The sequence below is a fragment of the Bradyrhizobium icense genome (assembly GCF_001693385.1).
Taxonomy (GTDB): domain Bacteria; phylum Pseudomonadota; class Alphaproteobacteria; order Rhizobiales; family Xanthobacteraceae; genus Bradyrhizobium; species Bradyrhizobium icense.
This window is the reverse complement of record NZ_CP016428.1, coordinates 2357511-2370474: the sequence shown is the minus strand read 5'-3', so window position 1 is coordinate 2370474 and position 12964 is coordinate 2357511. Positions and strand designations below refer to the sequence as shown.

Sequence of the window (12964 nt, the reverse complement as noted above, 5' to 3'; positions counted from 1 at the left end):
CGGTATGTGACTGTATTATTACATTCACATGTCAGTTCGATTACGGCGGAGCGGTGAATGAGCTTGGAATGGCAAGCACGGTCAGGTTCCCTTGCCTGGTCAAATCCCGTGTCCTGGTGGTGGGGCCTGCTGACGCTGGTGAGCGGCGTCAACATCGCCGTGTGGTTCGTGCTGTATCGCGAGCTGCCCGTCCAGCCCACCAGCGCTGCCGGCGGCACGTCCAGTATCGGGATCATGCTGCTGTTTTGTGCGGCCTATGTGTTCGGCTGCGCCTTCAGGTCGTTCCTGCCGCGCGCCGACGTTCAGCGGATCTGCCTGTTCGACACCTGGCTGTCGAGCGTCATGGTCGGACGTTCCGTGGCGACCGTGGCCGAGATCTGCTTCGTGGCGCAATGGGCCATTATCCTGCACCAGCTCGGCACGATGACCGGCGCGGAAACGGCCGTGAATGTCGCGTGGGTGATCGTCCCGCTGATCCTGATCGCCGAATGCCTCTCGTGGTATGCGGTGCTGACCAGGAATTATCTCGGCAATGCCATCGAAAATTCACTGTGGGCGGTCGCCTTCTTCGCCATCGGCGTCGGCCTTTGTCGCCTGCTTCCGGAATTCAACGGCGCGATTCGCGTGGGCCTGGCCGTCGCCATCGCGGGCATTGTCGGCTTCCTGGCGTTTCTGATGACGATCGACGTCCCGATGTACCTGAAGCGCTGGCGGACCGGCGACGCCGATGGCGACAAGCGCCTGACGCCGCGCGAAGGCCTGCGCGACGTCAGCACGCGCTGGGTCGTGACGCACGACCTTGCCGAGTGGAAGGACGAGATTGCCTGGATGTCGCTCTATTTCAGCCTGGCCGTCTGGTCCAGCCTTGCGCTGTGCGTCTTCTATTCGCTCGAACATCGTTTGCCGCAGTACCGGACCGAAGCCGCGATCACGAGCGCAGCGCCGGGCACGGCCGTCCTCGGCAGCACCCGGTAGCACAACCGCGCCGCGCTGAAACTTTACGCCGCATTGCCGCGTTACCCGCATGCGTCGCGGGTAGCCCGGCTTTTGTTTTCAGAAGGGCGTGTTTTGGACTGGACTCAGATAGGCATCCATTTTCTCACGCTGGCAGCGGCGTTCGTGCTGGCGATACCGATCGGGTGGGATCGCGAAAAATGGGCGCGCAGCGCAGGCCTGCGAACGTTCCCGCTAGTGGCGCTGGCAAGCTGCGGTTTCGTGCAGGCCAGCGAACAGTTGATGGTGAATTCTCCCGATGGCATGTCGAAGGTGATCGAGGGTGTGATCACCGGCATCGGCTTCATTGGCGGCGGCGCGATCCTCAAGCACGGCACGACCGTGCAAGGCACGGCGACGGCTGCGAGCTTGTGGGCCACCGGCGCGATCGGCCTCTCCGTCGGGTTAGGCAGCTATGACGTCGCGGTGACGATCGCGGTGCTTACGTTCCTGACGTTGACGCTGCTGACGCTGGTTAAGGATGAAAAAGATACCAAGATGGATTGAGGGCCGGGGGCGCTGCGGGCGCAAACGGGAATAACAGTCACGGCGCCGTGAAGGTATTTCGTTGCCCGCGTTATTCCACCCTCTGGCGAAGTCATTTTCCGGGCTGACGAAAAAATCCGGAAACAACATGATAGTAAAGTAACGCAATGATCAAACCTGGAGTTCGATCATGTGGAACCTCATCAACATACTGTATAGGGAATATTGCCTGGCGCGGTTAAAGGACATGCGCAGGGTTCACCTCTCGCACTGAACACCAGTGGCGCGAGCAGTCTGTCGCAGCCAACATCTAAGGCGTGTGACTTGCCGTGAACCGACATCGGGAATTCAATCGGGATCAAGATCGAGGGAAGAGGACATGCAGCCATCGACAGACGATCTGCTGATACGCCAAATCAGTGCCCTGATATCAGCGACCGCTAATGCGGCATCCAGCCCCAGGGAACACGCCCCATTCGTGGAGGCAAGGCTGTACGAAACGCTCGCTGCACACTGCGCCGAAAAGCAGAGACTTGCAGCAGCATTTGCGAAAAGCGGAGCCGGGACGGCGCGAAGCGGATTGATCTACTGGTAGGCGGACGTATCCAAGCGAAAGAGGCCGCCAGGGTTGGCTTCCGATCTCGGGCGAACCGGAAGAGCGTCACGCCTGGGCAGCTTCTGATCCCCGCCGGCGATTTGCGGTTTCGCGCTGTATTCTCGCCGGCGCTGCCAGGGCTTGAAGAAACTCCACAGGCACCGGGAACACGATCGTCGAATTCTTCTCGCCCGCAATGTCCTGCAGCGTCGACAGGTAACGCAATTGCATGGACTCCGGCCTCCTTGCGAGCATCTCGCCTGCTTCCACCAGTTTCTCGGCGGCCTGCTGCTCGGCTTCGGCGCCTATGATTCGTGCGCGGCGGTACCGCTCGGCCTCGGCTTGACGAGCGATGGCACGAATCATGCTCTCGTTGATATCGACGTGCTTGATTTCGACATTCGCGACCTTGATGCCCCACGCATCGGTCTGGCTGTCGAGAATTTCCTGAATGTCTCGATTGAGCTTGTCCCTCTCTGCCAGCATTTCATCCAGTTCGTGCTTGCCGAGCACGGACCTGAGCGTGGTCTGTGCCAACTGGCTGGTAGCCGCCATGAAGTTTTCTACCTGGATAACGGCTTTGTCCGCATCTACCACGCGGAAGTAGATAACCGCATTGACCTTTACCGAGACATTGTCTCGAGAAATCACGTCCTGGCTTGGAACATCCAGCACGAGTGTACGAAGATCTATTCGAACAAGCTGCTGGACGATCGGCACCAATATGATGAGCCCGGGACCTTTCACGCCGGAAAAGCGCCCCAATGTGAAGACCACCGCACGCTCGTACTCCCGCATGATCCGAATCGCCGACAGGACCACCGCAATGATCACGGCTCCGATCACGATCAACGGGAGGGTGTCTGTTACGAATGTCGGCATGGTTTCACTCCTCATGATTTCCGTGGGGCATCAGAATCCGGCTCGACGAGCAGTTTCAGGTTTTGACGTTCGAGAACACGCACGCGATCGCCCGGGGTGAACTCGCTTTTCGATTTCGCTGCCCAACGTTCTCCCAGGACTAGGACCTCGCCTTTGCCGTCCGCCCACCACAGCACCTGCCCCGCGCTGCGCAGCAGAACCCCCTCGCCCGTGACCACGTCGCGCCGATGCGCCCGCCAGGCGGCGGCGAGTGCAATCACCAGAAATCCGGCACTGGCGGCGGTGGCCGTGATGACGACCGGCCACGAGAGCTGGAAACCCGGCACGTCGCCGCGAAACAGGAACAGCGAGCCAACAGCGAACGAGATCACGCCGCCAATTCCGAGCACGCCAAACGAGGGGAGAAACGCTTCTGCAACCATCAGCGCAATGCCGAGCAGCAGCAGGCCGGCACCGGCGTAGCTGATTGGCAGGAGATTCAAGGCGTAGAGACCGACCAGCAGAGCGATTCCGCCGATCACTCCCGGGAAAACGGCGCCTGGACTGATGAACTCGAATAGAAGTCCGTAGAGTCCGATCAGCATAAGTAAGTAAGCGACGTTAGGATTGGTAATCGTGGCCAGAATGCGGTTGCGCCAATCGGGCTCGATTGCCGTTGTGCTCAGGCTCCCGGTATGCAGCCCGACCTGTTGATCGTTGATCGTTACGGTTCGGCCCTCGGCCTGGGACAACAGATCGGATAAGTCCTTCGCAACAATCTCGATGACACGCTGCGACTGGGCCTCGCTCGCGGTGAGAGTGGCGGCTTCCCGGACGGCTTTCTCCGCCCAGGAAGCATTTCTTCCCCGCAGCTCTGCCAGTCCCCTGATGTAGGCAACCGCATCATTGATCGCCTTCGCCTCGCCTGCATTGGCCGGCGACGGAGCTCCTTTCTTGTCGCCGTCTTTCTTGTCATCGTCTTTCTTGTCATCGGGGCGCCAGATGGAGCCACCGCCGCCAAGCTGGACAGGCGTGGCGGCACCGAGATGCGTGCTCGGCGCCATCGCGGCCAGGTGGCTGGCATAAACAATGTAGGTGCCGGCGCTGGCAGCTCGCCCACCGCTCGGGCTTACGTAGGAGACCACGGGAATGGGGGACTTAAGTATCTCTCCTATGATCTCGCGCATTGAGGGGTCGAGACCACCAGGCGTATTCAGTCTCAGCACGATGAGCTTCGCCTGGCGCCCACGCGCCTCCTCAAATCCATTGCGGATATATTCAGAAGTCGCTGGCCCAATCGCTCCATTCACATCCAGAAGAATGGCGACATTCGCCGGCTCGCTCGCTTGTCCAAGTGCTGCCCCGGAGCCGAGGGCGAGCAATGCTACGATAATGAGCCTGTAAAGAAAGTGCACCATGGTAAGTCGCTCAAAGGCTCGCGCGACGAAACAGTCACAACCAGGCGGCCCACTCGCAGGTGAACCTGACTGTTACGGCTGGAGCGCAGGATCCGGTGCCGGGCAGCGTTGACGTAATCGGAAGCCCTGATGCGCAAAGCGCGCTCCGCAGGTCATATGAAGTGAACGCGCATCCGAAATCCCGGTTCCCTCAATCGGATCACTTCAAAAGGGCAGCCCATCACCTCTTTGCGGTACTACTCCATCACCTTGGCCACACCACGATGTTGAGGATGCTGGTCTCGTCCTCAAGCGTCCCCAACAAGTGTAAGCATCCCTGACGTGCCCTGCAGTGCCAGATAGAAAAGCATGGCAGGCCTCATGAAATCCGCATAATCTCTGAGCGTGCTCTGTCGGTATTTAATCCTGCCTTGGAGCTTTATCATGAACAAAACATCATTCGCGGTTGCCGCCATAGCGGCGGCTGGATTTTCGCTCGCGCACCCCGCATTGGCACAATCAGACGACAAGCTCGGTACGGTGAATTTCGAAACATCGTGCAAACCGGAAGCGCAGAAGCTCTTTAACCAGGGGATGCTCTATCAGCACTCGTTCTGGTATCGCGCCTCGCAAAAGGTGTTCGAAGATACGCTGAAGGCCGACCCCGAATGCGGCATTGCCTATTGGGGCATCGCGCTAAGCTTGCTGTGGAATCCCCACGTTTCGCCGCCCGCAAAGAATCTCGCCGATGGCGCGGCCATGATCGCGAAGGGCAAGGCCGTCGGCGTCAAGACCCAACGCGAGCGTGACTATATCGACGCGCTCGCCGTCATGTATGCCGACCACGAGAAGGTCGATCACCGTACCCGCATTCAGGCCTATGCGAAGGCGATGGAGCAACTGGCGCAGCGCTATCCCAGCGACGACGAGGCACAGATCCATTATGCCCTCGCGCTCAATACTTCGGCATCGCCTGCCGACAAGACCTACGCCAGCCAGCTCAAGGGCGCCGCGATCCTGGAGCCGATTGCAGAACGTCAGCCGCAACATCCCGGCGTCTCGCATTACCTGATCCATCTTTACGACTATCCGCCGATTGCCGAGAAAGGCCTCAATGCAGCGCGGCGCTACGCCAAAATCGCGCCGGCTTCGCCCCATGCGCAGCATATGCCGTCGCACATTTTCACCCGCGTCGGCTATTGGACTGAATCGATCGCATCGAACGCCGAGGCCGCGCGCGTGGCCAAAGAGTCCGGAGACCTCCACGATCAGTTGCACGCCATGGACTATCAGGTCTATGCCTACTTGCAGCTCGGGCAGGACGACAAAGCCAAGGCCATCATCAACGAAATGACGGCGATCACCGGCTTTACCGAGACCTTCCTGCCCGGGCCTTACGCGCTGGCGATCTCGCCGGCACGTTACGCGGTGGAACGCGGCGACTGGAAGGCGGCTGCGAATCTTCAGGTCCGCCCCAGCCCGCTGGCTCAGGTACAGGCGATTACCCATGGCGTACGTGCGCTCGGGGCGGCCCGCTCGGGCGATCCCGAAGCCGCCAAGGCCGACATCGCCAAGCTCGTCGAGCTGCGCGACAAGTTGCGTGCGGCAAAGGACGCCTATTGGTCGGAGCAGGCGGAGATCCAGAGGCAGGTCGCGGCCGCCTGGGTTCTCTATGCCGAAGGCAGGCAGGACGACGCGCTGGCCGCGATGAGCGCGGCCGCCAATGCCGAGGACAAGACAGAAAAGCATCCGGTGACTCCGGGCGTTCCGAAGCCGGCGCGCGAGTTGTACGGCTCCATGCTGCTTGAGCGTGGCATGCCCAAGGAAGCGTTCGCCGCTTTCGACGCGACGCTCAGGAAGGAGCCCAATCGACTCGGGGCCTATGCGGGTGCGGCCATGGCTGCCGAAAAGTCCGGCGACCTCACCAAGGCGCGGGAGTATTACGGCAAGGTCGTCGCGATCGCCGAGGGTGCCGACAAGGAGCGCACTGAAGTTACCGAGGCGCAGGCCTTCCTGCAAAAGCACTGAGGTGGAAGGCAGGGCAGCACGTTATGAAAGCATACTTTCTGCCAATCCTGTTGGGGATTCTAGTGATACCGGCCGGTGCTGCCCAGCCGCTCCAGGTGATCGGATACTCAGGTCATCTCGGCGAGTGGGAGTTGACCGCAACGGTTACGGAAACGGCTCCCGGCTCGGCAACGGAATACGCCGGGCCGTTGACCATGAAGCACGTCGGCATCTGTACCCAGGATGGCCCGGAGGAGAAAACAGGTGCGCTGCGGTTTCGAATATCCGCCTCATCGTCAAGATTGAATGCAACAATATCGGTTGCCGGAGTCGAGTGCACTTATAGCGGACAATTATCAGACTCATATACCGGTACGATGAACTGTCCTGGTCGACAGGGCGTTCCCCTCAAGCTCTGGGTGAAATAGCAAGACCGGCGTCACGTGCCGCGTAGTACCGACGCCGTCAACGTCAATGAAAATCGCGGGACGGCGGCAGGATGCGTACGTCGCGCGGGTGGCGGATTTTTTGCGCAGGCGTATCGGCGTGGTCGCGACGGTCGTCGTTGAGCGGCTCGACCAGCGCGGGCCCTGCAGGCACCGGATGCTTGCGGCTTGACGCATCATTGGCGAGGCCGATCAGGTCGGGGGAGCGGTCGAACATCCGCTGCGCCACCAGATGCGTCACCTCTTCCGGGCTGCTCTGGATGTAGCCCTCGACCAGGATCAGGCGGGCACCCATCACCTCTTTCCGGTACTGCTCCATCACCTTGGGCCACACCACGATGTTGGCGATGCCGGTCTCGTCCTCCAGCGTCATGAAGACGACGCCCTTGGCGCTGCCTGGCCGCTGCCGCACCAGCACCACGCCGGCGCAGCGGACGCGGCGCTTGTCGTTCTTGTGATTGACATCCTTGCAGGCGACGACGCGCTCCTTCGTGAACCGCTCGCGCAAAAATTCCATCGGATGGCCCTTCAGCGACAGCCGTATTGTCTGGTAATCGGCGACCACCTGCTCCGGCAGCGGCATCTGGGGCAGTGGCTTGGCGTTCTCGTCGGGCTGCTCGCGGGCGATCGCGGCCTGAAACAGCGGCAGCGGCACGTCGTCGGGCAGCCGCCGCACCGCCCAGAGTGCTGCGCGACGATCGAGCCCGATCGAGCGAAAGGCATCGGCGTCGGCGAGCAGGATCAGCGCGCGCTTGGGCAGGCCGGTGTCGCGGGCGAATTCTTCCAGCGAGGTGAAGGGCCGGCGGTTTCGCGCGGCTATGATGCGGTCGGCCCAGTCGGTTGCTTCCACAACGGCTGGTCCGCGGGCATGCTTCACCTCTCCCGCTTGCGGGGGCCGAGACGAGCGAAGCTCGCTCTGAGGTCGGATCGCATCGATAGATGCGATCCGGGTGGGGGAAGCTCTCTCCACACGGGCAGTGTGACTCGCGGCGGCACCCCCACCCCAGCCCTCCCCCGCAAGCGGGAGAGGGAGCACTGTCCCCGTGCGGCTGGTTACGTCATTCTCCGATGCGCAATTGCACATCCGAGAATCTCGAGGTTCCGGGTCTGGTGCTAACGCACCACCCCGGAACGACGACTGCATTCGTTTCAACCGCTCCTCGTCCTCATCGAGCCAGTGAAACCCGTCGATCTGGCGGAAGCCGAGACGGACGGCGCAGTACTTCCCCTCGCCCTCCTCCAATGTATTCTGGGCAAAGCTGTAGGACACGTCGATCTCGCGCACCTCGACGCCGTTCTTGCGGGCGTCGCCGACGATCTGTGCGGGAGCGTAAAAACCCATCGGCTGTGAATTCAGCAGGCCGCAGCAGAAGGCATCGGGATGGTGATGCTTTAGCCATGACGAGACATAGACGAGTTGCGCAAAACTTGCGGCGTGGCTTTCCGGAAAGCCGTAAGAGCCAAAACCCTTGATCTGCTCAAAGCAGTTTTTGGCGAATTCGAGATCGTAGCCGCGCCGGACCATATTGCCGATCAACTTGGATTCGAATTTTCCGATGGTGCCGACGTTGCGGAACGTCGCCATGGCACGACGTAACCCATTGGCTTCTTCCGAGGTGAATTCCGCGGCCTCAATCGCGATACGCATCGCCTGTTCCTGGAACAGCGGCACGCCAAGGGTTTTGTGCAGAACGTTGCGCAGCTCATCCTTGTTGCCGCCCTTTGGATAGGGATACTGGATATCCTCAGGCTTCATTTTTCGGCGTTTTAGATAGGGATGCACCATGTCGCCCTGGATCGGCCCCGGGCGGACGATCGCGACTTCGATGACGAGATCGTAAAAGGTCCGCGGCTTCAACCGCGGCAGCATGTTCATCTGGGCGCGGCTTTCGACCTGAAAGACGCCGAGCGATTCACCCCGGCACAGCATGTCGTAGACCGGCTTCTCGTCCTGGGGAATCGTCGCCAGCTCCCAGCGCTCACCCTTATGCTCCGCGATCAGATCAAAACTCTTGCGGATGCAGGTCAGCATGCCCAGCGCCAGCACGTCGACCTTCATCATGCTGAGCGCGTCGACGTCGTCCTTGTCCCATTCGATGAAGGTGCGGTCGTCCATCGCGGCGTTGCCGATCGGCACATAGGTGTCGAGCCTATCCTGCGTCAACACGTAGCCGCCGACATGCTGCGACAGATGGCGAGGGAATTCGATCAGCTCGGAGGCCAGCGCAACCGCGAGTTCGACCATCGCATTCGCAGGGTCCAGCCCGGCCTGCCGGACCTGCATCTCGTTGAGACCCTTGCCCCAGCTTCCCCACACCGTATCGGCGAGGGCTGCGGTGACGTCTTCCGTCAGCCCCAACGCCTTGCCGACGTCGCGGATCGCGCTACGCGGACGATAATGGATGACGGTCGCAATGATCGCGGCGCGGTGACGGCCGTAGCGGCGGTAGACATATTGCATCACCTCCTCGCGCCGCGAATGCTCGAAATCGACATCGATGTCGGGCGGCTCCAGCCGCTCCTTGGAAATGAAGCGCTCGAACAAGAGGTCGACCTTGGTCGGATCGACCGAGGTGATGCCGAGCACGTAGCAGACCGCGGAGTTCGCCGCCGAGCCCCGGCCCTGGCACAGGATGTTCTGGCTGCGCGCGTAGCGGACGATGTCGTGTACGGTAAGAAAATAATGCGCGTATTTCAGCTCGGCGATCAGATCGAGCTCTTTCCGCAACGTGGCGCGCAGCTTGTCGTCGATTACGCCACCGAAATATTTGTCGACACCGGCCCAGGTCAGGTCTTCCAGGTGCTGTTGCGCGGTCTTGCCTGGCGGCACCGGCTCGTCCGGATACTGGTATTTGAGCTGGTCGAGCGAAAACAAAATGCGCTCCGCAAAGCGCATGGTTTCCGCAATCGCCTCGGGCAGATCGCGAAACAGCCGCGCCATTTCGTGCGCAGGCTTGAGATAGCGTTCGGCATTGGCTTCGAGCCGCCTGCCGATCGCATCGATCGTGGTCTTTTCCCGGATACAGGTCAGCACGTCCTGCAGCGGCCGGCGGGCGGGATGGTGGTACAGCACCTCGTTGGTCGCCAGCAGCGGGACTTTGGCGGCAAGCGCCAAGCGATGCAGCCGCGCCAGCCGGCGTTTGTCGTCGCCGCGGTAGAGCAGGCTCGCGGCGAGCCACACGCCATCGGCGCGGCTACTCTTCAGGCGCTCCAGCGTTGCCTGCGCGTTCGCCGCATCAAAACGATGCGGCAGCGCCAGCACCAGAAGCTGACCCTCGGCGAAATCGAGGAGGTCATCGCATTTCAGATGGCATTCGCCCTTTTCGATCCGCGTGATGTCGTCGCCGCGCTTGCCGCGGGTGAGCAACTGGCAGAGCCGGCCGTAAGCCGCGCGGTCGCGCGGATAGACCAGAATGTCAGGCGTGCCGTCGATGAAGACGAGCCGCGCGCCTATCAGAAGCTTTGGTTTATGCGTGACGGCAGGGTTGTCGAGCTCGCTCCAGGCGCGCACCACGCCGGCCAGCGTGTTGTGGTCGGCGATGCCGATCACGGGAATACCAAGCTCGCTCGCCTGATGCACATAGGCGCGCGGGTCCGAGCCGCCGCGCAGGAACGAGAAATTGGTGGTGATGCCGATTTCGGCATAGTCGGGCACAGGGCTTTTCATGCGAACAATCCATGCACGAACCACCGGACTGGCGCGGGTTCGCCTTCCTCGTCCACCGGTTCGCTCTCATAGAAGCCGTCGCGGAAGATCCAGAAACGCAGGCCCGCTTCATCCTCGATACGAAAATAGTCCCGCGTTGGGCCATCGCCATTTTGTTTCCACCATTCCATGGCGATGCGCTCAGGTCCCTCCACCCGCACCACCGCGTGCGTGACGCGCCGCCAGGTGAATTGATGCGGCGGGCCGTCGGGCACCGTTGCGAATGGCACTTTGATCGGCTCCGGCTTGTCGAACAGCCGCAAGGGGCGCAGCGGCGGCTCGCCCTCGATGCGCTCCGGCCAGGCGGCCTGGGCGGCTGCCGCCAGATGATGCTGCGCTGGCACCGACAGCACCGCGCGTTCGGGGATGTGGGTATCCTCCGGCAGATGCACGACGACGCGTTTTCCGCCGATGCGCGCAGCAATGCGGTCGATCAGTGCGGACAGTTCGTCATTGTCATGGACGTTGGCGTCGAGGTCGCGCTGCTGCTGCACCACGATTTCGGTGCGGCTGGCGGACAATCTGATGAGATCGAAACCGAAGCCGGGGTCGAGGGGATCGTTGAGCGCATCGAGCCGCTCGCGGAACAGGCGGTCGATCATCTCTGGCTTCGTCACCGGACGTCCGGTATCGACCGAGATCGTGCGCACCGCGCCGTCGGTGCGGAAAAAGCTCGCCTCCAGCCGCCGCGCGCCCTTGCCCTGCCTGTCCATCGCCGTGACCAGCATGCCGGCGAGCGCGGACAGGTTCATCGCGATTACGGTGTCGGTGGCGACCGGCTCGGGAAAACGTTTCTCGACGATGTAATCCGGCAGCGGTTTTCTCGGGCTGATCGGCGCGTCGCCCTGCCCCAGCGCCTGCTGCAATAATGCCGTGAAGGGCGCACCGAACCGTGCCGTGATTTCGTAGCGCCCGCGCGAGGCGACGTCGCCGATGGCCTTTAGCCCAGCCCGGCGCAGGCCGGCGGTGATGGCATCGCCGGCGCCGAGCGCGGATACCGGCAGCGAAGCGACGGCTTCGGCCTCCTCGCCCTCGGCAACGATTTTTCCGGAAGTCTGGCGCGTCAGCGTGCGGGCGCAGATCGCAGTGCTCGCGATCGCGGCGCTGACGGCAAAGCCGCGGCGGCTCAGCGCACCGCTGACGATCTGCAGCAACGCACGCTCGCCGCCGAACAGATGGGCGCAGCCGGTGATGTCGAGATAGAGCCCGTACGGCAGATCGAGCGCCACCAGCGGAGTGAAGCGATCGCACCAGTCGGCGATGTCTTCGAGCGTCTTGCGATCGGCGACTTCATCCGCGTCGAACACCGTCAGCTCGGGGCAGATCGCGCGCGCATTGGCGAGCGGCAGGCCGATCGAGAGACCGGCCTGAACGGCAAGATCGTCGAGGGAGTGGATCAGGATGGCATTGTGCTGCTTGGCGACGACGACGGAGGGGTAGGTTTGCGTCATCTCGAGAGTGCGACTCGCGGCGGCACCCCCACCCCAGCCCTCCCCCGCAAGCGGGAGAGGGAGCGCACCGGCCGTGTCGCGAGCAGCGTCGCTTGAAACGATCTTGGAATTTTCAGCTTGCGCGGCGCTGGCCGGCGAAAGCTTGCGCTTGATGCGGTCGATGGGCAGGCGTGGCAGCCAGAGGCTGAGGATACGCCGACGGTTCACTGAACAGGCACTCATCACAATTCCATTCCATGATCCAGCGGCCGACCGGGCCATGACGGTTACGAACGAGCTGCGCGTCGAAGACGGGTGCGCCCCACGCGTGCGACGGTGATCCAGGCGGCGAATGCGCCGCACGCACGATCCATCTTGTCTCCGCGGTCGAGGGACGCGGCTCCGCCGCTGTCCGCAGCAGCAATGCGGTGACGCCGGAGGCTTGAGCGGCTAGCGTGAGCTTGCGGCTGGCGACGAGATCGAGCTGACGCGCCTGCCCCCAGACTTCCAGCACCACGGCGCCGAGCGCATCGCAGGCCAGCGCGTCGGCGGCGGTCCGCAACGCAGCGTCGGTGTCGGTGGCGCGCACGGTGACGAGCAGCCGCGGATCGAGCCCGAGTTCGGCGAGCCCGCTCATCGACAGCGCACCCGATTCAATTTCCGAAAAATCCTGCCGCACCCAGGCCAGCGGCCGGCGCGGCGATACCCTTCCCGCCAGCCCTGCGATGAAGCCGGTTGCGGTCGCGCTCTGGTGTCCCTCGGCGAACACTTCATGCACCGCTGCGAGCGCAAGCCCACCCTGCAGCACAGCATCCGCCGCCTTATGGCCAAGCGCAATCTTGTTGAGGTCATGCGCATCGCCATGCGCCTCCAGGCGCTCGATGCTTCCGCGCAAACTCGCAAGCGTGCTCGTGCGTGCGGTGCTCATCCGCCGTTCCTTTCAGAAAATTGGCCTTTACCGCTTCTTCCCTAAGTGAACGCGCGGCTGGCTCATTTGTTCATGATATGTTCTAATATAAAGCTAACAGCGCCGGCAGAGTCAA

The 12964-nt window shown here is 62.1% G+C and carries 8 protein-coding genes; 3 read left to right on the top strand and 5 right to left on the bottom strand.

Annotated features, from left to right (window positions below; genetic code table 11):
- The first annotated feature begins 57 nt into the window (after window positions 1-57).
- Together LMTR13_RS11100 and LMTR13_RS11095 are read left to right on the top strand one after the other, a co-directional pair.
- Window positions 58-975, top strand: coding sequence for a hypothetical protein (locus LMTR13_RS11100; RefSeq protein WP_065727909.1), 918 nt, complete (start codon window positions 58-60; stop codon window positions 973-975).
- 93 nt (window positions 976-1068) lie between these two features.
- On the top strand, window positions 1069-1500 hold the full coding sequence (locus tag LMTR13_RS11095) for an MgtC/SapB family protein (protein WP_065727908.1): 432 nt from the start codon (window positions 1069-1071) through the stop codon (window positions 1498-1500).
- Between the two features lie 640 nt (window positions 1501-2140).
- On the opposite strand, the gene LMTR13_RS11090 is transcribed toward LMTR13_RS11095, so the two are convergent.
- Together LMTR13_RS11090 and LMTR13_RS11085 are read right to left on the bottom strand one after the other, a co-directional pair.
- Window positions 2141-2956 carry a slipin family protein gene (locus LMTR13_RS11090; protein ID WP_065732602.1) on the bottom strand — a complete coding sequence of 272 codons (816 nt, stop codon included), beginning with the start codon at window positions 2954-2956 and terminating at the stop codon, window positions 2141-2143.
- Window positions 2957-2967: 11 nt separating this feature from the next.
- A complete protein-coding gene (locus LMTR13_RS11085; protein WP_065727907.1) occupies window positions 2968-4353 on the bottom strand; it encodes an NfeD family protein in 1386 nt (461 codons plus the stop codon).
- A gap of 423 nt (window positions 4354-4776) precedes the next feature.
- Between LMTR13_RS11085 and LMTR13_RS11080 the strand changes: the two genes are divergently transcribed.
- The gene (locus LMTR13_RS11080; protein ID WP_065727906.1) at window positions 4777-6360 is read left to right on the top strand and encodes a tetratricopeptide repeat protein; all 1584 of its coding nucleotides are present in this window, start codon (window positions 4777-4779) and stop codon (window positions 6358-6360) included.
- Between the two features lie 450 nt (window positions 6361-6810).
- Here the strand turns inward: LMTR13_RS11080 and LMTR13_RS11075 are convergent, their stop codons facing one another.
- Genes LMTR13_RS11075 through LMTR13_RS11065 form a run of 3 tightly spaced genes read right to left on the bottom strand, consistent with a single transcriptional unit; the run spans window position 6811 to window position 12849 of the window.
- On the bottom strand, window positions 6811-10452 hold the full coding sequence (locus LMTR13_RS11075; protein WP_065727905.1) for an error-prone DNA polymerase: 3642 nt from the start codon (window positions 10450-10452) through the stop codon (window positions 6811-6813).
- Window positions 10449-12164, bottom strand: coding sequence for a Y-family DNA polymerase (locus LMTR13_RS11070; RefSeq protein WP_083218978.1), 1716 nt, complete (start codon window positions 12162-12164; stop codon window positions 10449-10451). The genes LMTR13_RS11075 and LMTR13_RS11070 overlap by 4 nt, the downstream gene beginning before the upstream one ends.
- On the bottom strand, window positions 12055-12849 hold the full coding sequence (locus tag LMTR13_RS11065; RefSeq protein WP_065727904.1) for an ImuA family protein: 795 nt from the start codon (window positions 12847-12849) through the stop codon (window positions 12055-12057). Before LMTR13_RS11065 ends, LMTR13_RS11070 begins: the two co-directional genes overlap by 110 nt.
- Between the last annotated feature and the right edge of the window lie 115 nt (window positions 12850-12964).